At 64.7% G+C, this 23358-nt stretch carries 33 protein-coding genes and 1 pseudogene; 28 read left to right on the forward strand and 6 right to left on the reverse strand.

Features of this window, described 5'->3' with window-relative positions; all coding sequences use genetic code 11:
- The 17 genes and pseudogenes from N2K99_RS18340 to N2K99_RS18415 all read left to right on the forward strand — a co-directional run bounded on the left by N2K99_RS18340 (position 1) and on the right by N2K99_RS18415 (position 14205).
- Positions 1 to 1674, forward strand: a complete 1674-nt coding sequence (locus N2K99_RS18340; protein WP_227934668.1) for a hypothetical protein — start codon at positions 1 to 3, stop codon at positions 1672 to 1674.
- A 91-nt stretch (positions 1675 to 1765) separates the two neighbouring features.
- A complete protein-coding gene (locus N2K99_RS18345; protein WP_227934669.1) occupies positions 1766 to 2314 on the forward strand; it encodes a hypothetical protein in 549 nt (182 codons plus the stop codon).
- A 17-nt stretch (positions 2315 to 2331) separates the two neighbouring features.
- Positions 2332 to 3138: an inositol monophosphatase family protein gene (locus N2K99_RS18350; protein WP_227934670.1), complete on the forward strand. Its 807-nt coding sequence runs from the start codon at positions 2332 to 2334 to the stop codon at positions 3136 to 3138.
- Between the two features lie 54 nt (positions 3139 to 3192).
- Positions 3193 to 3618 carry a hypothetical protein gene (locus tag N2K99_RS18355; protein ID WP_227934671.1) on the forward strand — a complete coding sequence of 142 codons (426 nt, stop codon included), beginning with the start codon at positions 3193 to 3195 and terminating at the stop codon, positions 3616 to 3618.
- 325 nt (positions 3619 to 3943) lie between these two features.
- Complete coding sequence (locus N2K99_RS18360) at positions 3944 to 4288, forward strand: hypothetical protein (RefSeq protein WP_227934672.1); 345 nt, start codon at positions 3944 to 3946, stop codon at positions 4286 to 4288.
- Between the two features lie 144 nt (positions 4289 to 4432).
- Positions 4433 to 5191 (forward strand): annotated as a pseudogene (locus N2K99_RS19135) (cutinase family protein); the annotation flags it as partial.
- A 183-nt stretch (positions 5192 to 5374) separates the two neighbouring features.
- Positions 5375 to 6805, forward strand: coding sequence for a PKD domain-containing protein (locus N2K99_RS18365; RefSeq protein ID WP_231711996.1), 1431 nt, complete (start codon positions 5375 to 5377; stop codon positions 6803 to 6805).
- Positions 6806 to 6948: 143 nt separating this feature from the next.
- Positions 6949 to 7185: a hypothetical protein gene (locus tag N2K99_RS18370; protein WP_227934673.1), complete on the forward strand. Its 237-nt coding sequence runs from the start codon at positions 6949 to 6951 to the stop codon at positions 7183 to 7185.
- Between the two features lie 5 nt (positions 7186 to 7190).
- Positions 7191 to 7595 (forward strand): hypothetical protein, encoded by a 405-nt coding sequence (locus N2K99_RS18375; protein ID WP_227934674.1) that lies wholly within the window; start codon positions 7191 to 7193, stop codon positions 7593 to 7595.
- A gap of 95 nt (positions 7596 to 7690) precedes the next feature.
- A complete protein-coding gene (locus tag N2K99_RS18380; protein WP_227934675.1) occupies positions 7691 to 8374 on the forward strand; it encodes a hypothetical protein in 684 nt (227 codons plus the stop codon).
- 77 nt (positions 8375 to 8451) lie between these two features.
- Positions 8452 to 9063: a metallophosphoesterase family protein gene (locus tag N2K99_RS18385; RefSeq protein WP_227934676.1), complete on the forward strand. Its 612-nt coding sequence runs from the start codon at positions 8452 to 8454 to the stop codon at positions 9061 to 9063.
- Positions 9060 to 9446 (forward strand): hypothetical protein, encoded by a 387-nt coding sequence (locus N2K99_RS18390; protein ID WP_227934677.1) that lies wholly within the window; start codon positions 9060 to 9062, stop codon positions 9444 to 9446. The genes N2K99_RS18385 and N2K99_RS18390 overlap by 4 nt, the downstream gene beginning before the upstream one ends.
- Before the next feature lie 17 nt (positions 9447 to 9463).
- Positions 9464 to 10234, forward strand: coding sequence for a hypothetical protein (locus N2K99_RS18395; RefSeq protein ID WP_227934678.1), 771 nt, complete (start codon positions 9464 to 9466; stop codon positions 10232 to 10234).
- Positions 10235 to 10388: 154 nt separating this feature from the next.
- Entirely contained in the window at positions 10389 to 12512 is a 2124-nt protein-coding gene (gene ligA, locus N2K99_RS18400; protein WP_227934679.1) for an NAD-dependent DNA ligase LigA, read from the forward strand.
- A gap of 94 nt (positions 12513 to 12606) precedes the next feature.
- Positions 12607 to 13221 carry a hypothetical protein gene (locus tag N2K99_RS18405; protein ID WP_227934680.1) on the forward strand — a complete coding sequence of 205 codons (615 nt, stop codon included), beginning with the start codon at positions 12607 to 12609 and terminating at the stop codon, positions 13219 to 13221.
- Positions 13222 to 13304: 83 nt separating this feature from the next.
- A complete protein-coding gene (locus N2K99_RS18410) occupies positions 13305 to 13739 on the forward strand; it encodes a hypothetical protein (protein ID WP_227934681.1) in 435 nt (144 codons plus the stop codon).
- A gap of 67 nt (positions 13740 to 13806) precedes the next feature.
- Positions 13807 to 14205 carry a hypothetical protein gene (locus tag N2K99_RS18415; protein WP_227934682.1) on the forward strand — a complete coding sequence of 133 codons (399 nt, stop codon included), beginning with the start codon at positions 13807 to 13809 and terminating at the stop codon, positions 14203 to 14205.
- An 88-nt stretch (positions 14206 to 14293) separates the two neighbouring features.
- Here the strand turns inward: N2K99_RS18415 and N2K99_RS18420 are convergent, their stop codons facing one another.
- Positions 14294 to 14917: an NUDIX hydrolase gene (locus N2K99_RS18420; RefSeq protein ID WP_227934683.1), complete on the reverse strand. Its 624-nt coding sequence runs from the start codon at positions 14915 to 14917 to the stop codon at positions 14294 to 14296.
- Between the two features lie 117 nt (positions 14918 to 15034).
- On the opposite strand from N2K99_RS18420, the gene N2K99_RS18425 reads away from it, so the two are divergent.
- The 7 genes from N2K99_RS18425 to N2K99_RS18455 all read left to right on the forward strand — a co-directional run bounded on the left by N2K99_RS18425 (position 15035) and on the right by N2K99_RS18455 (position 17893).
- Positions 15035 to 15379, forward strand: a complete 345-nt coding sequence (locus N2K99_RS18425; RefSeq protein WP_227934684.1) for a hypothetical protein — start codon at positions 15035 to 15037, stop codon at positions 15377 to 15379.
- A gap of 46 nt (positions 15380 to 15425) precedes the next feature.
- Entirely contained in the window at positions 15426 to 15737 is a 312-nt protein-coding gene (locus N2K99_RS18430; protein WP_227934685.1) for a hypothetical protein, read from the forward strand.
- Entirely contained in the window at positions 15737 to 16408 is a 672-nt protein-coding gene (locus N2K99_RS18435; RefSeq protein ID WP_227934686.1) for a hypothetical protein, read from the forward strand. Before N2K99_RS18430 ends, N2K99_RS18435 begins: the two co-directional genes overlap by 1 nt.
- A gap of 49 nt (positions 16409 to 16457) precedes the next feature.
- Positions 16458 to 16787 carry a hypothetical protein gene (locus N2K99_RS18440; protein WP_227934687.1) on the forward strand — a complete coding sequence of 110 codons (330 nt, stop codon included), beginning with the start codon at positions 16458 to 16460 and terminating at the stop codon, positions 16785 to 16787.
- Positions 16788 to 16946 (forward strand): hypothetical protein, encoded by a 159-nt coding sequence (locus tag N2K99_RS18445; RefSeq protein WP_227934688.1) that lies wholly within the window; start codon positions 16788 to 16790, stop codon positions 16944 to 16946.
- Between the two features lie 72 nt (positions 16947 to 17018).
- The gene (locus N2K99_RS18450) at positions 17019 to 17297 is read left to right on the forward strand and encodes a hypothetical protein (RefSeq protein WP_227934689.1); all 279 of its coding nucleotides are present in this window, start codon (positions 17019 to 17021) and stop codon (positions 17295 to 17297) included.
- Positions 17297 to 17893, forward strand: a complete 597-nt coding sequence (locus tag N2K99_RS18455; protein WP_227934690.1) for a hypothetical protein — start codon at positions 17297 to 17299, stop codon at positions 17891 to 17893. Before N2K99_RS18450 ends, N2K99_RS18455 begins: the two co-directional genes overlap by 1 nt.
- Before the next feature lie 66 nt (positions 17894 to 17959).
- Here the strand turns inward: N2K99_RS18455 and N2K99_RS18460 are convergent, their stop codons facing one another.
- From N2K99_RS18460 to N2K99_RS18470, 3 genes are read right to left on the reverse strand one after another with little or no spacing between them, the layout of a single operon-like run.
- Positions 17960 to 18400 carry a hypothetical protein gene (locus tag N2K99_RS18460; RefSeq protein ID WP_227934691.1) on the reverse strand — a complete coding sequence of 147 codons (441 nt, stop codon included), beginning with the start codon at positions 18398 to 18400 and terminating at the stop codon, positions 17960 to 17962.
- Positions 18400 to 18531 (reverse strand): hypothetical protein, encoded by a 132-nt coding sequence (locus N2K99_RS18465; RefSeq protein WP_257793719.1) that lies wholly within the window; start codon positions 18529 to 18531, stop codon positions 18400 to 18402. Before N2K99_RS18465 ends, N2K99_RS18460 begins: the two co-directional genes overlap by 1 nt.
- 15 nt (positions 18532 to 18546) lie before the next feature.
- Positions 18547 to 19407, reverse strand: coding sequence for a hypothetical protein (locus tag N2K99_RS18470; RefSeq protein ID WP_227934692.1), 861 nt, complete (start codon positions 19405 to 19407; stop codon positions 18547 to 18549).
- Positions 19408 to 19496: 89 nt separating this feature from the next.
- On the opposite strand from N2K99_RS18470, the gene N2K99_RS18475 reads away from it, so the two are divergent.
- The 4 genes from N2K99_RS18475 to N2K99_RS18490 all read left to right on the forward strand — a co-directional run bounded on the left by N2K99_RS18475 (position 19497) and on the right by N2K99_RS18490 (position 21988).
- Positions 19497 to 19790 (forward strand): hypothetical protein, encoded by a 294-nt coding sequence (locus N2K99_RS18475; RefSeq protein ID WP_227934693.1) that lies wholly within the window; start codon positions 19497 to 19499, stop codon positions 19788 to 19790.
- 71 nt (positions 19791 to 19861) lie between these two features.
- A complete protein-coding gene (locus tag N2K99_RS18480) occupies positions 19862 to 20167 on the forward strand; it encodes a hypothetical protein (protein ID WP_227934694.1) in 306 nt (101 codons plus the stop codon).
- A 91-nt stretch (positions 20168 to 20258) separates the two neighbouring features.
- On the forward strand, positions 20259 to 20729 hold the full coding sequence (locus tag N2K99_RS18485; RefSeq protein ID WP_227934695.1) for a Panacea domain-containing protein: 471 nt from the start codon (positions 20259 to 20261) through the stop codon (positions 20727 to 20729).
- Positions 20726 to 21988, forward strand: a complete 1263-nt coding sequence (locus N2K99_RS18490) for a hypothetical protein (RefSeq protein WP_227934696.1) — start codon at positions 20726 to 20728, stop codon at positions 21986 to 21988. Before N2K99_RS18485 ends, N2K99_RS18490 begins: the two co-directional genes overlap by 4 nt.
- Positions 21989 to 22057: 69 nt before the next feature.
- Here N2K99_RS18490 and N2K99_RS18495 read toward each other — a convergent pair whose 3' ends face one another.
- Both N2K99_RS18495 and N2K99_RS18500 read right to left on the reverse strand, forming a co-directional pair.
- The gene (locus N2K99_RS18495) at positions 22058 to 22699 is read right to left on the reverse strand and encodes an RES family NAD+ phosphorylase (protein ID WP_227934697.1); all 642 of its coding nucleotides are present in this window, start codon (positions 22697 to 22699) and stop codon (positions 22058 to 22060) included.
- Positions 22696 to 23304: a hypothetical protein gene (locus N2K99_RS18500; protein ID WP_227934698.1), complete on the reverse strand. Its 609-nt coding sequence runs from the start codon at positions 23302 to 23304 to the stop codon at positions 22696 to 22698. The genes N2K99_RS18495 and N2K99_RS18500 overlap by 4 nt, the downstream gene beginning before the upstream one ends.
- Between the last annotated feature and the right edge of the window lie 54 nt (positions 23305 to 23358).

The raw sequence follows: 23358 nt of genomic DNA on the forward strand, positions 1-23358 counted from the left end.
ATGCGCAGAAAACCCTCAGACCGCCAGGGGACCATGCTCCTTGGCGGTGCCGCGGCGGTGGCGGCAATATCGTTGGCGGCCACTGCCGTTACTGCCCTGATCGGCTTCCCGGTCCTGACCGACGACGGCGGAAGTGCCGTTGAACCCGTCCAGGCCCCCGAAGCCGTCGCCGCCAGCTGGAAGCAGACGCCTGCGACGACCGTACTCACCGATGTCCTGAACAACCCTCCGTCGGGGTGGAAGGCAGAAGGGAATCTGCAGAGCGCCGTCGTGGCTCCGCTGCCGTACTCCTGCCCGGTGCAGAATTCGGCCGCCTCCACATCGCTGGCCCGCTCCTACACGATCAACGGGAGCCGGATCCGTGTGACCCTCCAGGCGTACACGGCCGGCCTCGGCGCCGAAGCCCTCTCCCAGATGCATTCGGGCGCGTCAGTCTGCGCCGGTGCCGAAGGCGCAGTCGCCCAGTCCCCGATCTACGGGGAAGCCCCCGGAACGGATTCCATGGTGGCATCGGTCAGCCACGGCGGGCAGCGGACCTCGGTAGCCTCCTTCCGTGTCGGAGATGTCATCGCCTACACCACCGGGTCCAACTCACAGGCCCTCATCGACGCCGCCGTTGAGCTGGACGCCACCCTGGACAGCAAGCTCAAGGGCGTCTGCGCCAACCCGGGTTCCTCCGCAGAGGATGCCTCGCGCAGCCCCTTCAGCCTCGCCGGGTACAAGCAGTTCACCCAGCCGGTCACCGTCCGCATCCCCGCGGTGGACCTGCCGTCCACGACACCTTCCGCACCGCCGTCGGCCAAGGCCTCGGAGAAGGCTTCCGGCAAGGCAGAGACCAAACCCGCCCCGGCGGATAACGGTCCTGCGCTGACCCCGTACCCCATTCCCGCCCCGGACCTGATCGACACAGTGGCAGAACCCATGGCCGAGCCCGTGTTCCCCGTCTGGCCGCCCATGCCCGCCGCGGTGGCCTTGCCTGAAGCCCCGAAGGCGCCGGCCGCTGAAGCGACCACCGAGAAGAGCTTCCCGGTAGCCGCCGATGACACCACCGGTCCCGGCTGCGGATGGTCCTTCACTGGGCTGAAAGCCCCGGGCTTTGACGCCGCCACCGCCAAGGCATCGGAAAAGAAGCAGTCCGAGCAGGCCCGCAAGGACCTCGAAGCCGGTGCGAAGGACTGGCAGACTGCCGTGCTGAAGTACTGGAAGTCCTACGGCACCTACAAGGACGCCGCAGCGACCTACAACACGTACGCCGACAAGGTCGCCGAAACCAACCAGGCCTGGCTGGAGATCGCCGCGGACTGGGACCGGTACAACGCGGAACTGGACGAATACAACTCCGACGTCGCCGCGCGGGAAGACTTCCTGGCCCGCCGGGACGCCGCCCGCTCCGAGTACGAAAAGCAGGTCAAGACCTGCAGCATCCCGCTGCCTGCAGAGGAGACCGAGGTGCCGCAGGTGCCCGAAACCGACGATGAAACAGACGAGCCGGATCCGTCATCGACGGCGTCGCCCTCGGCTTCCCCTTCACCGACGGCGTCCCCTTCACCGAGCCCGACGGCTTCCGAACCGAAGACCCGGCCCGGCTGCCCGGCGGAGAAACCGGAGATCCTGAATCAGGATGCACCGGCCGTTCCCAAGGCACCTGCGATGCCGGCGGACCCGCGCCCGTAGGCGTCCGGGCGTCTTGCCGCACACAGTCGGGCATGAACACTCCCGCGTGCACAGTCGCCCGAACGTCCACCACCCTGCCGGGGGCAGTCCTGTGAGGCTGCCCCTGGCCCAGGACCCGGCCGACCACTTCGACTACGCCTCCCTGACCTGGATCCACAACACCGCCTACGACAGCCCACTGGCCATCATCCTGACCACCGGATGGTTCTTCATCCTGGCACTGGCCTGCTTCCTCGTCGCGGCCCGGCGCCTGGAACCTGCCCGGTTCGGAAACCGTCCGATCCGCCGGCTGCTCATCCTCAGTGCCGCGCTGCTCGTACTGCCGCTGGTGTCTTCGACCATCATCGAGAAGAACGGCGGTCCGGCCGACAGCATCCCCAACTTCGCCGGACACATGCAGGGCGAGAAAACAGCCGACTACGACGGCGAGTTCGCCGGCTGGGCCAAAGCCAGATACGGACTGGAACTGAACCAGGCCCAGTCACGCGAGCTGCAGGACAAAGAGAGCCGCGGCCTGTTCGTCCCCACCAATGAGACCCGCCCCGTCATCCATAACGGAACCCTGATCCACGGCATCATTGCCGCCGACCAGATCATCCTCGTCGACAAGGCCGGCACCGAGCTGCCGCTAGCCCGATGACCCGGAAGAAGGAAAGTATGAGCAATCAAACGACATCCCCGGCCATCCCTGGCGACTTGCTGGAAGCAGCCTTAGAGGCAGCAGCTGCAGGAGCCGCGGTCCTTGCGAATCGCTCCCTGGCAGGCATGAATGCAGTGAACAAGAGCGCCTCGGGTGACTGGGTCACCGACTTCGACACCGCAGCCGAAGCGGCAGTCAGGGAAGTGCTGACCCGCCGGCGTCCCAACGACGTCGTCACCGGGGAAGAGCTGGCCAACGAGGTACCGGCCAACCCCTCCGGGATCCGCTGGTCCATCGACCCTCTGGACGGCACAACGAACTTCATCCGCAACTTCCCCTACTACGCCGTCTCGGTGGCAGCGGTGGACGAGGACGGCACCTGGCTCGCCGGAGTAGTCCACGCTCCCGCACTCGGACGTGTCTATTCGGCGGCCCGCGGCCACGGAGCGTGGTTGGACGAGGGAGGACACCGCAGCCGCCTGACCGGACCGGACCCGGAACGCATCGGAAAAGTCCTGGGAACAGGATTCGCATATGACGACGCCGTACGTTCCGCGGAATTGACCGCACTCCCCCGGATGGCAGAGGGCTACGCAGATGTCCGCCGCTTCGGATCGGCCGCCCTGGACCTGTGCATGGTTGCAGACGGAACCCTTGATGCCTTCTTCCAGCAGGGGCTGCAGGAATACGACTACGCAGCCGGTGCACTCATAGCAGAGGAAGCCGGTGCCCCCGTCCTGCGCCCGGCCCCCGGACTGACCGGCGCCGCGAAGCGGGCAGCAGTGACAGCAGCCGGCACCGAGCTGCCCCTTGCCCTCCGGTAGCCCGGGCGCGGCAGCCCCGCGCTTCCCAGAGTGAAGCTCCTGAAGGTGATCGGTTTGGTCACTGCCATCCTGACCGTAATCACCGGCTACGCGGTCCACGACCACGCTGCAGGCACCGGCGCCGAGACTGCCCGGATGACAGCCATTGCCGACCTGCTTCCTGCCGACCCCGGCTGGGAACGGACGAGCGATCACCTGGGCTACAACGGATACCTCTGTGCACCAGACACAGGCTGCGCGGAGATGCAGCGGCGGTGGAACCTCGCCCAGGGCATCAGTGCCGAAGACCTGCAGTCCCGGATCGACGCCGCCGGCTGGGACATGGAGCTGGAGGGGGACTGTATCCGGGAACCTGACGATTCCGGACAGCTGACGCTCTGCAGTGCTGAGGGAACCGTGCAGGGATACGACGTCTGGCTCAATGTCATCTCCCTGTCCTCCTACCGGCCTGAGCCCTGGCTGGTCATGAATATCTCCTAGACCCGGGTACTTCCTCTTACTTGCCCGCATGCCCGGGCATTCGAGACGGGACTGCGGCACAAAACTGCTCCCGGGCACGAGGCGTGACACAGGCAACTTAGCGTGTATCGTTTGGCCAGCAAGGCGTGGGGGCGCATTCGGCCGGGGCAGAAAATACCGGTTCTCGAAGGGGCTCGGCATTACGCCGCAGAATCTCCGGGAAGGACTGAGTGGCCCAATGAGGCACCCCGTACTGCTTTCTGCCCTCATAGCTACTGTCTTGGCAGGCGCTGGACTTTTCTTTGTCCAGGATTGGGTATCCGGAACCCGCGAGGAAACGGTTCGGATGGCCGAAATTGCAGACCAGCTTCCGCCCGATCCGGCCTGGAAACAGAAGCCCGACACTGTGGACTACATGGGCTTCGTCTGCCGGCCATTTACCGGTTGTGCCGGGCTGCAGCGACGCTGGCAGCCAGTTCAGGGGCTGGATGCACAGAGCCTGCAGAAGCGAATAGACGCGGCCGGATGGGGATTGAAGCTCGAAGGGGACTGTATCCGCGAGCCGGAGACCTCGGGAAAAACCACCCTTTGCAGTGCTGAAGGCCACGTCCAAGGGTACGAGGTCTGGTTGAACGTTGTTTCCGAATCCTCGTACCGGCCGGAGAGCGAACTGATCCTGAACATTTTCTAGTTTCTCGGCTGCGCATCGCGGGTGTTCAAGCCCGCCCATCCAGACCTAGCTACACCACATCAATTAACGGGGGGACCGTTGCATCACATATTAGAACGCGTTTCGGGGGTGGCTGCCGTACTGCTCTTGGCAGCATCTGCTGGGATGTTAGCGCTACCGGGTGCCCAGGCGGCGCCGGACAGCTACCACCCGGTCTACACCGAGGAGTGCAAGCTGGTTGAAGCTGTTTTCGCCCGCGGCTCGGGGCAGCGCAGGGAAATAGATGGGAAGGACCCGTCCAAAGGGGTCTCAGACAGCAGAGAAGCGATCAAATTCGAAGAGAAGCTTAGGACGGCAGTCGATGGTGCCGGTTACGATCTGAACTATTACGAACTAGGCTCCGATTCTTTGGACAAGCACCGGTTCCCCGCCGTAGCGGTCAAAGGGGGTCTGGAAGGCTATGTGAACCTCGCCGGTGCGGCTGTCAGTTCAGGAGCCGCTAATGACTACGGAAAAAGCGTTGACGAGGGTCGAGACGAGCTGGACTCGTACCTGACCAAGCGTGCAGACAAATGCAAGGATTCCGTATTTGTCTTAGGAGGTTTCTCCCAGGGCGCCCAGGTGGTCGGGGAGGCATATGTGGAGAAGCTTGATCCTTCAATACGGGACCGCATTGTGTACAACGCATTGTTCGGGGATCCGAAGCTTTATCTGCCCGAGGGGCAGCTCGACACAGGCAATCCGTTGAACCCGTTCGACGATTACACTCCTATGTGCGCAGGCGAACCAGCGTCCGAATGGCGGTTCGATGTGCCGGACTGCACGCTTGACGGGGGCTCACTTAGATCGCGCGTCCCTTATCTGCCGGAGGGATTCACGGATACAACCGGTCTCTGGTGTAACGATATTGACTTTGTTTGCGGGTCTTCCGTAAACCCATTTGGAAGCAACGAGGGACACCGATATGACGGCGTTGATATGGATGCCGCTGTCGTCGAGATAATGTCTCGGGTGAAGAAGCGCCTGCCTCCCATAGAGCAGCCTCCCTCCGATACCTCCCCAGCTCCTGGTACCCCACCGATCGGAGTAGGGACAACCGGGCTGGACATGGTGTTCGTCATCGACAGCACCGGGTCCATGGGCGAAGACATTGATGCTGCCAAGGAAACTGTGGCGAATATGTCAGCGTGGGTGGAGAAGATGCGGGGCAGGGTTGCCCTGGTTGAATACCGAGATGAAGGCGATGAGTTCACGGCACGCGTACTCAGCGGACTGCAAGACAACACCGTGGATCTGAAGCTCAAGCTGGAAGCTGTGACGGTAGACGGTGGCGGCGACGAACCCGAGGCCCTCCTGCACGGCCTCATGACTGCTCTAAACGGCCTGGAATGGCGGGACGGCGCCACCAAGGCGGCAGTGGTCCTGACCGACGCCGGGTTCCACTCCCCGGATATGGTCGACGGCACTACTCTGGATCAGGTTGCCCGCCGGGCCCTGGAGATCGACCCCGTCAATGTTTACCCCGTTGTGGATTCCTGGAACGCCGAGGAATATGCGGAGCTGGCGGCCGCCACCACGGGTCAAGTCATTATCAACGAGGGCGACACGGCGGCAGCACTGGAAGAGGCCCTCTCCCGTATCGAGACCCGCCCGGTGGCACTTCTGCCCCTGGTGGACTATTACATCCCGGCAGGAGGCACGGTCACCTTCGATGCCTCGAAGTCGCACTCCAACGGGGATGCAACTATCACTGCCTACGATTGGGACTTCGACGGAGACGGCACTTTTGACTCCTCCACCGCCACCCCTGTCCAAACCCACATCTACACAGATGCCGCAGACGAAGTGATGCAGGTCCGGGTTACTGACTCGAATGGACAGGTTGCCAACATGTCGGCGTTCGTCCACGTTGGCACCGTCATCCCCGGGTCTGACCTGCCGGCGGCACCGACCGTTACCGGTACGGACGCGGAAGACGGAACCATTGCGACCCTGAGCTGGACGCCCGGCGACGCCCTGGCTGACACTTGGGCAGTCACGGTCAATGGGACGCCCATAGCCCGAATGGAAGGTGCAGCCCGTACTGTCACGGTCACTGATCTGGAGCGGGACGAACCCGTTGTTCTTGGGGTCGCCGGCATTTCTGCAGACGGGTCCATCGGGGACTACGGCACCGTTGAGCTGCCCGCAGTTGCAGCTGAACCCACCCCTGTCCCGACGCCCACGGAGACGTCCGACCCGACGCCGAGCGACACGCCTTCGGTGGATCCGTCGCCTAGTGATACACCTTCGACCGGGCCGTCACCGTCATCCGATCCGTCGGAAACGACGCCGGGTGAACCGTCACCGGGTGCGGACGCGACTCCGTCACCGACCGTACTCCCGGCTGGAGACACCAAGACACCGACCTCCGGAGAATCCGGCGGGTTCCTGGCCTCCACCGGAGCCAGGATCACCGGTGTCCTGCTCCTGGGTGCAGGCTCTCTCGCCGCCGGCATCGCGCTTGTGGCAGCCAGGCGCCGGAGAACTGCGGAATAACCTGAGCTGAAAGCACAGAGGGGAGTGGCCGCTGGCCGCTCCCCTCTGTCGTGAGGGTACGTCGCATGCGCATACCCGGGGACACCCCGGGTGCCGTCCGCACACATAGCGTGCAGCAACCCCGACACGCTGAAGGAACCTCCATGAACAGATCCATGCCCAGCAGCGGCACCAGCCCGCACCTGGCCAACCTCAAGCGGCTGGATGAGCGTGCCCTGCGTAGGGTCGCTAAACTGACCCTCAGCACTCCCGGCGGCCGGCGGCGGAAGAAGGCCATCCTCTCCGCCGAACTCCCCCGGTACCGTGAGCTGATCCGCCTCGTTGCCGTTGACCTGGCTGCGGGGGCCCGCTCAAAGACCCGCCCCCGTCCGCACACATAAGGAATATGGAAACTACTTTCTGGGCCGCCCTGCACGGAACTCCTGCAGGACTGGGCATCGCCTTGGTCTCCCTCACGCTCCAGCTCGGCTTCCTCATGGCCAATACCCGCAGGATTACGGCGGTGAAAGGCACCCGGCAGAGGTACATAGCCGCAACCTGGGCAACGTCGCTTGCAGGCCCTTCCCTGCTGGCTGCAGCGGTGGACACGGTCATGGATTTCTTCGCCGGCGACTGGTTCGGCGTCGTGGTCGGCATGCTGGTGCTCTTTGTGGTCGCCCTGAACTGGCGCCAGCTGCGGAATGCCGATGACGACAACTGGTGGAAGGGCCGCGGCACCAAGATCGGCAGGTACGTCCGCTCACTCCTGACCGCCCCTCCGCAGGTGCGCGCAGCAGGATCAAACGCCTGAGAAGCATCCCCCGGCCTGGGACGTCGAAGTACCCCCGGGCAGGCCTGACCGTTCACGGGCGATGAAGCCCGACAGCAAAAAGGAGCAAGACAGTAGTGAATGAAACACAGGACGCATCCCCGGATGCGGTCCAGGACTCCCCGGGGTCGTACCTCCCTCTCCACGACAGGATGGACGGCACCTTCCTGCACCCCACGCCGTTCAAGACGGCGGAAAAGTGCATCCGGTTCTGGTCAACTGTTGAAATACCGGACGTCATTGTCGACCAGGTTGCCGTTGCCTACGCGCAGGTGAAGTCCGACGAGGTTGATACCCGGATGGACGAGGTAATGCTGGAATGGCAGCGGCAGTGGTTTGCGGCCAACCCCCAGCCCAAGGACAAGCACATCCCCGCGTGGGACGCGAAGTACCAGAGCGAGCGGGAGGCGTACCGGCTGAAAGTGCTTCCCGGCGTTGAGGCTGAGCGCCCCCAGGGCATCGGCGAGTACGACGCCACGCAGCTGATCCGTGCGGCCCAGATGTGGTACCACTCGCCCAACTATGTCAGGTTCCCGGCCGAGGACGAGATCGTCAGAAACTTCCAGATCGAGCTCCACGGCGGCCTCATGACCGTCGAAGAAATCGAGAATCTGTACGGCCTGGAGCGCGTCCATCACGCGATGACGCGCATCATCCCTGACTTCTCCACCGACCGCATCGTCTCTACTCTCGAGCTGGTGGTCCACGCCGTCACGGATGTTGAGAAGCAGATCATCACGATGCAGGCGGCCGGGTACTGACCCTGTGACGAAGGCAGAAGGTCCGCATCTTCGGGTGCGGACCTTCTGTTGTTCCAGGGCGGGTGAGAGTTCCGCCGGTGTCCGCACACATAGTGGGCATGAACAACGTCTACTACTGGTCCGACCCCCATTTCGGGCACAGCTTTGTCGCCGGGCTGCGCGGATTCAGTAGCGTTGACGACCATGACAACCACCTGATCAACGCCTGGAACAGCCGCGTCACCAAGCGCGACAGCATCTGGGTCCTCGGCGACCTCGCTGCAGCATCCCCCTCGCGGGCACTCGAAATCATCCGGCACCTGCCCGGAACCAAACACCTCGTCTTCGGCAACCACGACGTCGGGCACCCCGGGCGGCGCAACGCACACCGTCACCACAGGCAGTACCTGGACGTGTTCGACACAGTGCAGTCGGCTGCCAGCCGCACCATCGGCGGCCGCCCCGTCATGCTCTCCCATTTCCCCTACGACGGGGACAGCCACTCCGAATACGACCGGCACACCCAGTGGCGCCTGCGCGACGAAGGCGGCTGGCTCCTCCACGGGCACGTCCACAACGAATTCGATGTCCGCGGCACCCAGATCAACGTCGGCGTCGACAAATGGATGGACGGTCCCGCACCTGAAGCCGACATCCTGGCCCTCATCGAGCAGCAGGAATCGGCCGGCTACGGAAAGGCTGCGTCATGATCCCCGGCCTGCTTCTTCCCGCCGGCCGTGACCGGACCCGGAACCGCGGAGGCCGCGGCTACCACCGTACCCGGCCGCAGCCGTTGGAACCGGTGTCCTTCACGATCAACGGCCACCGCTTTGAAACCTCCGGACGGGATCTCTGGGTAACCCCGGCCGGCCGCCGCCGGGCCGACCGTATCAAGGTCACCCGCTCCACCGTCTCCAGTTCCGCCCGTGCGGGCTACCCGTCAGCCCTTGTGTGGCCGCGCCTGGACATCCGGCGCAGCCTCGAGGACCTGAAGGAAACAGCCCGCTTCTGGATTTCCTGGAGCAGCACCGAAGATTACGCCCGTTTCCCCGAAGTGGGACTTGACCAGTGGCTTCGCCGCCTCGAAGCCTGATGAAAGACAACAGCACAATGCCACTGAATGAACTTCCCGACAATGACGCATGGATCGCCCGCTTCAAGGCCTTCAAGGCCTGGGTGGATGACAACGGCCGCCTGCCCGAGAACGACCCTGAAGGCGGACCGGAGGACACACTGCGCACCTGGCTCGACCGCCAGCGCACCGCCATCCTGAATGAAGACCTGAGCCCCAACCTTGAAGGCATCCTCCGCTCGGTCCACGGCGCCGTACCCCGCGTGCCCCGGAAGAAGGCTGCCCCGGTCACCGATGTCTTCCCCGCAGGCAACGGCCGGCTGGACAACCTGGAGCTGTTCTACAAGCGCCACGGCCGCCTGCCCCGCTACTCCGGCACCGCTCCCGGCGAGAAGATCATGTACAAGTACCTCAACGCCACCGTGCGGGTCCGCTACCGCCGGGACGAGCTGGAGCCCGAGGCTCTTGAGCGCCTGAACAAGATCCCGGGGGTCTTCACGCCCCGGAAGTTCACCCGCCGTGACGGCACTGCGGACACACCGAAGGAACCCACTGCAAGGGCCCTTCGCATGAAGGCCGTTGACACCCGCATGGCCGACCTTGTCGAGTTCTGCACGAAGCACTCCCGCATTCCCAGCGGCTACGGTCCGGGCCAGGAGCCTTCGCTGTACAACTACCTGCGCCGTGTTGTCCGGCCCGCCTACAAGGCCGGAACACTCGACGAAGTGACCGTCAAGCGCCTCTCGGCCGTGGAAGGCGTCCTGGTTCCCAAGAGCCAGCCGAACAAGGCACAGAAGGAAGCAGCGTAGGTCCGCGCCGGTAAACTCGGTCAGGGACTGGCCGGCTGCAGGAACGGCTGAAAACCACCTCGGAGTCCACGGATTCCGGGGTGGTTTTGTCGCTCGAAACCCCTCCTGCCGCACACATAGAAGGTGAACGCACACCTTCGATAAAGGACCGAAAATGCCCAAAGCCCCTGCCCTTCCTCCGCAGCCCCGCAAGGTCGCCGGAGCCGCAGCCTCCACCGGCGGCCAGTTCGATACCCGCACCCACGCAGAACCCGGGCTGACGCTCGCCCCGGCCGTCACAGAGGACAACTACGAGGACTCGGTTGCCCGGGCACTCTCGGCCGCCAAAGCCTACGAGACCACCGACGTCGAGGAGATGACGGACGCCGAGTTCGACCGCCTCCAGGCCTCGATCCTTGCCTACGAGACCGAGAACGGCATCACCGGCGACCACGGACTGCACACGGCCGTCGGCCACGGCGGCGCCGCAGGCGGAGACATTGAGCACGCCACCCTCGCCGGCTCCCTGGAAAAGCCGGGCGAAGAGAAGGTCATCGAGTTTGCCGAGAAGCACCCCGATGCGGTCATCGAACCGAAGATCGACGGCATGGCCATCATCGTGCGCTACAAGGATGGGCGGATGTTCTCGGCCGCCAAGCGCGGGGACGGCTACACCGGTGAGAGCGTCACCGAAAAGGTCCGCGGGGTCGAGGGCCTGCCCGAGGTTGCCGGAGAGGGCGATTTCGAGGTCCGCGGCGAGCTGTACCTGAACGATGAAAACCTGGCCAAGGCGAACGCCGTCCGCGCGTCCAAGGGCAAGGAGCCGTTCAAGAACGCCCGCAACGGCGTGGCCGGAATGATCAACAAGGACGACAACACCTACGCCGGCATGTTCAACTTCGCCGCCTACTCCACCACCATCAGCGAAGGTGCCGACCACCTGGATGCAATGGAAGACCTGGCAGGCATGGGCTTCACTACCGCCCGGTCCCTGCTTCCCCAGTCCGTCCTGGACGCCGAAGACCCGATGTCCGCCATCGCCGCCCTTGGTGCCGAACGCAAGGGACTGGGCTTCCTCATGGACGGCGCCGTGCTGAAGGTGCCGACCGCCGCCGAGCGTGAAGCCCTGGGTGAAGGCACCCGTGCACCGAAGTGGGCCGTGGCCTTCAAGTACCCGCCGGTTGAAGAACCGACCGTCATCGAGGACATCGAGTACGAGATCGGCAAGACCGGACGCCTGTCCATCCGGGCACGCTACGCCCCCGTGGATGTGGACGGCTCCACCATCGAGTACGCCTCCCTGCACAACGTCCAGGACCTGCTGAAGAAGGACATCCGCATCGGGGACACCGTCATGGCCTACAAGGCCAACGACATCATCCCCCAGGTCCACCTTCCGCGCGCCGACCTGCGTGACGAGTCCTCACAGCCGTGGCAGCCTCCGGCCGGCTGCCCCAAGTGCGGCGGCGAGTTCGACAAGTCCACCGAGCTGTGGCGCTGCACGAACCCCGAATGCTCCGTCTCCGGCCGCATCGCCTACGCCGTATCCCGTGACGCAGGCCTGGACATTGAAGGCTTCGGCGGCTCCACCGGGGATGCGCTCATCGAAGCTGACCTGGTCAAGGATGTCTCGGACGTCTTCCACCTGACCGAGGACCAGCTGGCAAACCTGAAGCTGGGCACCACCGACTCCGGCGCCGACCGTGTCCTGGGCGAGAAGAACGCCAAGAAGATCATGGCGGAAATCGAGAAGGCCAAGGCCCAGCCGCTGAACCGGGTCATCACCGCCCTGTCGATGCGCTTCACCGGACGGACCTTCGGGCGCCGCCTGGCCTCCCAGTTCGAGACGATGGACGCACTCCAGTCCGCCACGGTCAGCCAGCTGGCCAACGTGGAAGGCATCGGCGAGAAGAAGGCTGCCGTCATCCACGCCGAACTGGCCAAGAACGCCCCGGTCATTGACCGCCTCCGCGCGGCCGGGGTGAACATGGGTGCCCCGAAGCCCAAGGCGGAGAAGGGTGCGAAGGCTCCGAAGCTGGTAGCCCCCGACGGTGCTGCCATGAACGTGGTCATCACCGGCTCCCTGAAGGGAAGCGCCCTGGGTTCCCTGACGCGCACCGGCGCCCAGGAACTGATCGAAGCCAACGGCGGCCGCGCGGCCGGATCGGTCTCCAAGTCCACGTCGCTGCTGGTCTGCGGTGAGCCGGGCTCCTCGAAGTTCATCAAGGCGCAGGAACTGGGCATCAGGATCGTCACCCCCGACGAGTTCGCACAGATGCTCGAAGACGGCGAGGCGTAACCACCACGCTGGACGTTGAGAAAGGGTCTCCCGTTCGGGAGGCCCTTTCCGCGTTTCGGGGAGAGTGCCCGTGCCTTCCGCACACATAGGGGACATGACAATCCTGACCATGACCGTCGAAGACAGGATGCGGACCATCTCCTTCCAGGGGCCGTTCGAGCACAGTCCGGTGCCCCGTACCCGGGAACCCCATGTCCTGTTCCAGCCGGACAGCATCGAAGTACGGGTCGGGACCGGTACGCGCAACGGCGAACCCCAGGACTTCTATAACGCCGCCCTGCGCCCCGCGGACCCCAAGGACTACTCGGTGGCGTACTGGAACGGCACCGACCCCGTAACCCTTCCCGGGGAAATACCTGAAACGGTCCGGCAGGTCATCACCAACCTGCGGGCCGCACTTGAGGACGGCAGCACCCCCGGTCAGACCGTGCTCATGCTCCGCCGCGACTACCGGGTCAAAGGAGCCGAACGCATCAGCAGCTCGGCCTCCGGAACGGCATTCATCCCGCGGGACCTCACCGTTCACTGCTTCGGGAACCTCGCCGGCACCGGCGGAGATGAACTGCTGGTCTCGGCATACCCGTCCGAGAAGAGCCGGATGGTCCGTTACTGGTACGGGCCGTTCGGGGACGGCAGCGATGCCCCGGCGTGGGTCCGCGGTGCAGCCGAGCAGGCCCTGGCAGACCTGAGGCCCTCGCCGGTCACCTAAAGCCAGCCGGTGCCCAAGGGAGCTGCCGGCATCGCACACACTGCAAACACGAACCCGGCCCGGCCGGAGAACCAGGAGCATCCATGCCTTCCATGAAAGACCTTCCCTGCGCTGTCTGCGGGACGACCTTGGAGCCGGTCGAATCCGACCTTCCCGATCAGCCGTACGGTGCCAACATCTTCACCACCTCGGGGCACTACGGGGCGACGGCATTCGACTCCCCCGGCGGTGACCGGCTCGAACTGCTGATCTGCACGGCCTGCATGAAGTCCATGGCTGAACGGCAGGCGATCCACCGGGTGCTCGACGCCACGGAACAGACCCCTGAGCAGACCCTGGTCTGGGGCAGTGACGCTGAGCAGGCCATCAGTGACACCCCGATGAATGCGCTCCGGCTGGCAAACATGTACCGGCTCGAAGCAGTCGAGGAGATGCCCGGCATGACGGTCGAAAAGTACCACGAGGCGTTCAGGGCATGCGCTGCAGCCTCAGCTGCCGGACGGGTCTTCAGTCCGTAGCCCACGGTATTCTGGATTCCCTCAATTCCCACCCGCACCATCCGGCCAACGCCGGCGAAGGATTCCCATGCACAAATCACTGGCAGCCGCCGCGCTGCTCGCCATCGTCCTCACAGGTTGCTCGGCCGCGGAGGAGGTGGAAGTGCAGGGCACCCCGGACGCCACCGCTGCCCCTTCGACTGCGGCCCGGCTGATCCCGCCTCTTGAGAAAGCCGTCGATGACGCCAAGGCAGAGCATGTCGGCGCAGACGAAGCAGTCCGTGCCATGGATACCCTCGGGACCCTGGCCCGGGAAGAGCTGGAACCCGTCGCGATGGCAGCCGACCTTCTGGACCTGCGACAGATGGAAGTGGAGATCATGCGCGGCTACAACGGGACAGCTTCAGAGTACGAAACGGTCCAGGCCGTCCAGCAGTACGCGGACGCCGTGGAGAAGACGGCAGCGGACTACAGTATCCTGCCCTGACACGGAAAAGGGGCCCTCCATACGGACATGAAGGGCCCCTTGTCGTATCCCCGGCCGGCAGATGAGCGGCTACCGGCCGGAAGCCTGCCTAGAACTCGCGGATGACGCCGGCGTTCTGGATGAGCGCCAGCGCTGCGAGGGTCATCCCGCAGGTGATCTTGCCGTTGGTGACCAGGCCCATCACTTCCCCGTGGCTGTACCAGCGCACCGTTGCCCCGGTTTCGTCTTCCACATGGCCGCTGTCCAGCCCGTCCAGAGTGTGGGTGGTGCACCAAACGGCCACCTCAGTGTCCAGGATGCCGGTATCCGGACGGATGGTGCCCAGCAGCCGACCGCTGTTGAACCCCAGCCCTGTCTCCTCGACCAGTTCCCGTGCCGCCTCTTCAAGGCTGAGGTCATCAGATCCGCCGCGGGGGAACTCGAGGGTAAATTCGCCGACCGGGTAGCGGTACTGGCGGACCAGGCCCAGGTACGGGATGCCCCGGAAGTTGGCGTAGGGCACGGCAATGACGCCAAGCCCGGCTCCGGTCGTGATCCGCGTGTAGCGCCCCTGGGCACCGTTAGGGAAGACGACGTCGTCGAAGTGTACGGTCACGAACCGGTTCTCGTAGTCCACATGCTCACGCACCCGACGGATGACCGCATCCTCCGGAGGGCCTGCTGCCTGCTGTGCTTCTGGTAGATCCTGGGTGGTGGTTTCCGGATTGGACAAGGTTTCTCCTGGGGAAAGGCGTTTCGGTGGGGCGTGCACCGGTAGACATGCGCAGATACCGGCGAACCTTTCCCGGAGGCGGAAAGAGATGGCCCCGTTGCCGCACACATAAGGGATATGAAGAAGATGAGCCTCACCCTCGCACTGGCAGCTGCCGCCCTTCTGTCGACAGGATGCTCCGCAGGAGAGCCGAAGCAGGGACCGGGATGGACCCCGAACCCCGCCTGCTCCGTCCACGGCAATGAAGGCGAGCAGTTCGAAGTCCCCTGCCCGTCTGCAGATCCCGGCACGGAGAACCCGGTTGGGGTCCTCGGCGAGAAGGTCGAAGAGCACCTTGAAGAAACCAACGCCCGGCAGGAAGCCCTGGACGCAGCGGATGAACTGTGCGCCGAGGCCGGGGTTGAGGACTGCGACGTCGAGGCCATCCTGAATGAACAGATCCCCTACCTCGAAACCCGTTAGCCGTCAGGCGTTGAGGGGCGGCCTCCGTGCCGCACACATAGGAGTCATGACTATCTCCCCGCCTCCGGGCATTGAGTCCTCGCCGGAATCCGTTACGGCAGCTGTCCTGAGTGTCGAACCGGATCCGTCCGGCCGTGCCCTTGTCACTTTCCGCAGCACCATCACTGCCGCGAACCCCTCCGGACGCGAGAGCGCCTACACTCCGCTGCTCTCCACCAAGGAGGGTGCTGCCCTGGCCGCGAAGCTCCGTGCCAGGGTCAATCCCGGCCCCGTCCGGCGCCGCAACACAACGTTGGACTTCGGCGTTGAGCCCGACGCCGAAGGCGGGACGATCCGCGTCATCCGCCGGGCTGCCTGATGCCTGTACTGACCCTCACCGGTGAGAGCCGGACCCGCAGCGTCCAGAACCGCCGTGCCGCACTGGATGCCACGCCCGTTCCGGCCACGCTGAATCACGGAGAGGAATTCGCTCCGGCAGACATGCTGATTTCCTGGATCCTGGAGGAAGGCGATATTTCCGGACGCGGGAGCACATTCAATGCCTACCTCTGGCCCGCGCTGCGCAGCTCTGCCGGCACATTCGCCCACTGGCAGGCCGGCCGCAATGCCCCGCTGCCCGCTTCCATGCCCGCTTGGCTGGCCACGGCGGCCGAGGAACTGCGAAGCGCCTTCGTCCAGGGAGACGAGATGCCCGAGGGTGTCATCAGCCGCGGCGTCGGACTGGAACGCACCTACCGCATCAACGGTGCTGCAGCCACAGCCTTCACCGGCAGTACATTCATCCCCGCCGACCTTTCCGTGTCCTGGATTTCCGGAGAGGGTGACCTCCAGCAGAGATTCCGGATGGTCGTCCGCCCGGACCGGAAGAGCCGCAGCCTGGACGCCAGGCACTGGGTGGGAACCCACAACGGCGGCTACGACGCGGATACTCCCGACTGGGTAATCAACGCCGCCGAACAGTGCCGCATTGACATGCTTGCCATGCCGGGAACCCTCCCGCCCCGGGCACTGACGGATGAAAATCCGTAGGGGAGCCCGCCTGGCGAGGTACGCCGGTGCTGCCGCACACATAGGAACCATGAGTACTGATAACAGCATCCTGATGTACGGCGCCTCCGATGACGTGGTTGTTCTCGAGGGAGCCATCGACGACGAGTTCGGCTGCTACGACAAGCTGTGGCAGGCAAGGCTGACGGCCCCTGACGGAACCTCCATGCAGGTCAGCGCACACTACGGCCGCGACGGCTGGGCCCTGGCCTCCGGCCCCGTGGACGGCAACACCGGGAAGACCTGGCCGGTTGCCGCCGGTAAGAGCCCGGACGACAAGGAGAACCCGTCGCTCCGCATTGATGCGCCGGCCGGAACCACCATCGAGGTTTTCGGCGACTGTGCTGAAGGCGGCGAGTAGATGGTTGCGTTATCGACCCTCCGGAAGGTCGAGGGTGTCGCCATCATCGTTGCAGTCTCGCTCTGCGCTGCCGTCATGACGGTCTTCACGCGCCCCTCAGAGCTTCGCCGGATACCCGCCAAGAGCATGGAAATGATCCGTTACATGCTGCGGGATTGACCACGGGCGGGGATTTTCCCACCCGGCGCCGCACACATTAGGTTCGAGACCAACCACCAACGAGGAGTTTCCATGGACCACGATGAATATGCACGCATGTACGACCGGATCGCCGCCTACCGTCAGGCCGTCATCCGCCGTGCCACCGCCTGGGTTACCGAGAACCTCACGGCATTCAAGGTGGACAACTCGTTTACCGACATGGATGCCTTCAACGTCGGCCTGTCGGAAAAGATCACCGTCGAGGGTGGACACTTCCTCGTCTGGCTCACCCACAACACCAGCGGGACCGCCGAACACCGCGTCCGTGTGCCCGCAGAACTTCTGGATGTACCCGAGCTGGCCGCGTAATGAGCACCATCCCGCTGGCAGCTCATAAGGACGAGACGTTCGAGTCTGCCCACGACTACGGGAGCATCTACGTCCAGGGCGGCAACGGCGTCGTCATCGGCTGGAGGAACAGCGCTCCGGCCAGGCGTACCGCTTTCGTGGAGTGCTTCCCTGAAGGGGCCTTCATCCGCGGCGAAGGCGCCACTGTCGCGGAGGCCGATGAGGCCTGCTGGTCGAAGCTGCGCGCATACCTGGACTGCCCGGGACACCAGTGGGTGGCCGGCAAGGCGCACTCCCCCGTGGGAACGTGTGCCATCTGCCGCACCCGCCGCAGTGACGCGTTCACGGCCGAGGAAACGGGGTCATTCTGCACCGCATGCAGTGAGCCGACCTTCAGACCTGCCGTCGGGGACCCGGAGCGCCGACTCCTGTGCGAGAGCTGCGATCCCAAGTCCGCGTACGGCGAGGCAGTAGTCCTGGCCATGTTCAGCTTCCACCCTGATGCCTCCGAGTACCATCGGCGGCTGGACGACGTCTGCGAAGGCGTCCGCAGTGAGGATCCCGAGGCGCTGGACTGGGCGTACGAACACCTGGAGATGGAAAAGCCCCGTCCTTGAACGTAAAAGGCCCGGGTCCGGCCGACTCGATGGTCAGCCGGCGCCCGGGCCGTATGCGTCTTGGGGTTAGTACCAGCCGGTAGCGATGCCGACGGCTACCGAGAGGGCGATGACGGCAAGGAACGGGACGCCGATCAGGAAGCCCATGGTCTTTGAGGAGATCGAGGGCCTGCCCTGGGCTTCGCGCTTATTGTTGCTCAGGTACGCCAGCCAGGCGACGCCAGCCGAAGCCAGGACTCCCGCAGCGGCGATCAGCGGCCACGCCTGTTCGATGAGCGCGGAGGCGCCGGCGACGATCATGATGAGGGAAAGGATGAGCCCGGCGATCCCGGTCACCTGACCCCATTTCTTTTCGTAGGCTATCCCGGCTATCGCTCCGGTAATGTGTCCGGCCAAAGCGGTTCCGGCCACAATGTAGGCAGAGGGCTCACCCAGGAAGACGGCCACCTCATGGGCGCCTACAAAAGAGAAGGCCAGAAACCCGAGGTAAATGGCGACCAGTTCCATCAGGCAGCGCCGGTCGCGTTGGCGAGGGGTTGGATGGGCATGGTTCTCCGCTCCGCAGGCTGCGCCTGCCGGTCATACTGGTTCTGCTCCGGCAGCTGTCTTGAGCTGCCGGAGCCTTTACCGGATGACATGCGTAGACCTATGGCCTACCCGCGGGCCGGATCCATCAGGATTCCGATGACGCCCCCTTCGTGCATGGGCTCATCTACGGGGATCCCTGTCACCAGGAACCGCAGTTCTCCGACGGGAATCTCTCCGAGAACCGAACGCACCGTGCCGCCGGGGATGGGTCCGGCTGCCAGCGGTGCCCCGGACCCCAGCACATGTCCGGTCTCATCCACGAGGTCCTTCACACTCCAGGAGCCGCCCCGGTAACGCACGCAGAGCATGTAAGCCTCCGGGTACTCCCGAAGAATGCCTGCCCGCAGCCTTACCAAGGCCTCTTCCCCGGCGCGGACCCGGGCGGCGTTGCGATGAGGAGGAACGGTTACGGCGCCAAGCACGGGCACAGGCAGTGCTGCGGCCTTGGCAAGGTCGATGTCGAATTCAGCCTTGGTGAGGCGGCTGGGGTCTTCGTAGTCCGTGTCGATGTCGGGAAGGGCATCGACACGGTTGATCCAGGTGCCGTCGCTGCCCCGGTTGATTTCCTCCAGCAGCTCGGCCAGGGTCCATCCTTCGATGTCGGTCTTCTCCAGCGCCCGGCCCTGGGCGATGACGGTCGGTGTCGGGACCTCGTACGTGGGGAAGGTGCTCTGCCCCTGAGGCACCGGGGCTTTCCATGCCGGCTTATCTGTGAGCTGCACCGGTACGGCAAAGCCGTCCCGGATTTCCACCCTGAGGAGTCCGGCTCCCGGGAATGTTTCGAGCAGCCCTTGGGCGAGCAGGATCAGTTCCAGCGTGCGCTGGTGTTCCTTTACGTCGTTGATCGCGAACCGCAGGTTGCCTTCAAGGATGGTGAATCCTTCATGGAGTTCGTCGATCTGCTCCAGTTTCGTTTTGTTTGTCATGGCCCTTATGTGTGCGGCAGTGCATGACCTGCTCCCCGCGGGCCCCGGATCCGGTGAGAGCGGGCGGCCCGTCCGCACACATAGGGTCCATGAGCGCCAAGACCAACTCCCGCCCGCTGCCACGTCCGACGCGCGGCCGGCGACGCTTTACCAAGGATGTCGTTAAGCCGAGTGGCTACGTCCGCACCTATTACAAATACGGCTTCAACCTGAACCTCGAGGGTGACGATTCCTCCGGGTTCGGCCGCCACACTCCGACGGAGCGGACTCCACGGAAGGCCAAGAAATACGTGCGCCGGAGCATGGGCTGGGGCGACTTCGCCACCTGGTACCACCGCCATGCCACCCGTTCCGCCGTCGTGCCCAAGGGCATCCTTCGGTGAGGGATTTTCAGGACTCCGCACACATTAGTGGTGCAGGGTCCGACCAGGGCCACCGGACAGAGAAGGAAACAATGACCACCGGAACGAACAGTAGCGAGATCACCGCATTGGCAATCATCACCGGACTGGAAGCGAAGGGGATCGAATCCTTCGTCTACCAGACGGGCGGCGGCACAGCCACCATCTACGTCATGATGCCCAGCCGCGTCCTGATCGTTGGCCCCGGCGCCTACGACTACGACGAACCGGGTGCATCGACCTTCGATACCGGTGACCTCTACGTTGGCACCCTCGACGAAGACGACCCCGGTGCCTCGGTGGCCGCGGACGCGACAGCCGAACAGATCGTCGAAACCGTCATCAATGCCGTCAACTGACCCCCGGCCCCCCGCCTCAGCCCACGACGTCGCCGCATACCTGACTGACCTGCAGCGGGCCCAGACCCGGAGCGGGAAGGGGCTCGCAGGCATGGCCAGCAGCAAGCTGCACAAGCTGACGTACTTCTGCCAGGCCTACCATCTGGCGTGGTACGACGAGCCCCTGTTCAGCGAGGACGTCCTGGCTGCTGCAAGCGGACCCGTCATCCTCGAGTTCTTCAAGCACTCCGACCTGTCCTTTCCCGATGCCTGGCCTGAAGGCAGCGCTTCAAACCTGGACGGCCGGCAGAGCTCGGTCATCAACTCGGTCTTCAAGACCAACAGCTTCGTGACCGGCATGGATCTGGGTGACATGGCCAGGGAGCATGTCCCGTGGATCAGGGCCCGGGCGAAGCGCGCACGCGAAAGCGACCGTCCTGCCATCGACCCCGCCGACATGGCCTCCTACTACCGTGCACTTTCCGACGCACCGCAGACCCGGCAGGATTACGCTGCCCGGTTCATGGACCGGTATCTGGACGGCGGAATCCCGGGCATGCCTGCATCCGACACAAGGATTTGAGCTCCGGATCCAGACACGGCGCCGGCCATAGCCAGGCTTCCAGGGTCGGTGCAGCGTCACTGTGGGCTGCGGCGTCAGGGTTCCTGGTCCTGTTCATCGCCGCCCGATCCCTCTCCCCCGCCGACAACGCGGAGTTCCTGGCCTTCTGGGCTGCACTCTTCGGCGTCACCGGCATCCTTGGCGGAGTAACTGCCGAGACAACACGCAGCGCAGGAGCCGTCACCGCCGCCGGCCGGGTACAGGGGCATCCGCAGGGTGCAGGCATGATGGCAAACGCCCTGCTCACCGGGACGATACTGGCCGGGGCCATCGCATTACTGGGACTTCCGTTCGCAGACCGTCTCTTCCGTGAGAACGGGACGCAGGTCGTCCTGCTGCTGGCGGGAACCTCGGTGGTATTCGCTGCCCAGGCCGCGTTGGCCGGCACCCTTCAAGGCAGCGGCAGGTGGGGTCCGTTCTCCATACTGGTCAGTCTTGAAGCCTTGCTCCGGCTGGCAGCGGTCCTCGCGGCGGTGCTGCTGGGAGGCGCCCTGTTCGGCATCGAAACAGCCTGCCTTGCTGCACTGTCTGCGTGGCTCATCGTCCTGCTCATCTCCCGGCCGGCACGGGAGGCGGCACGGATGCGGGCGGATGTTCCGGCGGGGGCATTCCTGCGCCAGACCGGTCACGCACTGGTCTCAGCCGCGGCGTCGGCGGCACTGCTCGTGTCCTTTCCGCTGCTGGTCAAGGTCACGACGTCGGCGGAAGATTTCGCCCGTGCGGCTCCCCTGCTGCTGGCGGTTTCCCTGACCCGGGCACCGATCATGCTTCCGCTGCAGGCGTTCCAGGGGATGGTCATGGCCTCTGTCATGCGGGCCGGATCCAGGGCACTGCTGAAGCCGGTCACTGCAGTGTTTGTCCTCGGTATCGCCGGTGCCGGACTCGCTGCGGTCGCCGGGCCATGGATCATGCTGCTGCTCGGACCGGAGTACGTTGTGCCCCGCTGGGTTCTGGCGGCCCTGACCCTGGCATCTGCCCTTATCGCCGTGCTGACCCTGACCGGGACGGCGCTTCTGGCCGCCGGACGGCACCGTGCCTACGCCGCTGGCTGGATGATTGCCTCCCTGACAGCGTTCCTGTGCCTGCTGCTGCCCTTCCCTACGGAGGTGCGCTGCGTGCTGGCCCTCCTGACCGGTCCCGCCGCCGGTGTCGGGGTCCACTACACATCCCTGCGCCGCCCCGCCGGCCAGACAGAACGGATACCAGGCCTTGCTTCCTGACCTGCCGACGGGCCCCGCTGGTGATCCGCCTCAGCCCGCAGGACACCATCCTCCTCTGAGTTTCCGCGCCTAGACGGCCGGGATGACATCCACTTTCATCGGCCCGCACACGTCTACAAGCCAGTCGAACCCGGCTCCTGCGCCCAGCGGCATCAGGGATTCGACGGTGAAGTCAGCTTCGGCCACCCGGTCCCCGAAGACCATCCACGACCTGCTGATGTTGTACTGCCGGCTCATCCAGACGACGCCGTCGAAACCTGCGGTGTAGGCTGCCTCGGCCCACTTGCGTGTCTGGGAGTAGTTGTCGGAGTTGGTGTCGGTGAGCTGGTTGGCGGCGACGTTGAGTGCGCGCAGGCCGCCGCTGTGGAACACGGCCATCTTCAGGTCCCGGTTCAGGACCAGCTCGGAGACGGCCTCATTCCGATAGGACCCCGGCGCCAGACGGGACGGAGCGCCGGCCGGGGTATACCGAAGGATCTTCTCGCACAGGGCGGCTTCCGGCGACTGGGCAAAGTACAGGGCGGGCACCTGAGGGGTTCCGAAGAAATGGAAGCGCCCTTCACCGTAGGGTCCGGGGTTTGCCTGGCCCGGCCGGTACTTCAGCTGGTGGCAGCGGTGGACATGCATTCCGGCGTGCGCCGTCTCAGTCTGCGGCAGGAAAGGCACCGGCGGGTCAGGTGTTTCCGGCATCGCCGGAACCGGAGTGCTCACTGCTCCCCGACGGTGGCCGTGAATACTTCGAGCACGCGTTCGGTGTTGTCCAGGACGTCGACCGGTCGCTTCCCCTCCGGGAAATGGGTGTTCGGGTTGGTCAGCCAGATGAGCAGGTCCATGTCGTCCCAGCCTGCCTGACGGGCCGCGTCGATCAGCAGAGGAACAGCCGGGCGCACCTCTCCGGTTTCGGTGAACTGGAAGGCCGGAACCTTGAAGGAGTTTCCGCGGCGGTAGTCCAGGATCAGCCCCTTCGCCTGCATGGCGGCAGCCATGCTCCTGTTGGTGCCCTTGGAGCCCCGCATTTCCGCAACCTGCTGCCGGGTCAATGCACCGAACTCCTTCTCGATGCTTCGCAGCCAGTTCTCACGTGCCTGCAGGCTTCTGGCCATCTGGGGTGAAGCGGTGACCTCGGCGGACTCCATAACGGGCGCCAGGGAGAAGGCGGCAAGGAGGTTCTCCAGGACGGGCTGAATCATGGAGGCCGGGATCTTCACTTTGTCCAGCGCCTCCTGCACCTCCCTGGTGACCTTGCCGCTGACACGTACGGTCACTTCGCCGCCGGTGGCGGCATGCGCCTTCGGCCGGTCTTTCAATGCACTCATGAGCACTTCTCCCTAACGATGATTACCTCACGAGCTTAGCGTAATGAACGTGCA

The sequence above is a fragment of the Arthrobacter sp. zg-Y1110 genome, assembly GCF_025244865.1.
Classification (GTDB): Bacteria; Actinomycetota; Actinomycetes; order Actinomycetales; family Micrococcaceae; genus Arthrobacter_B.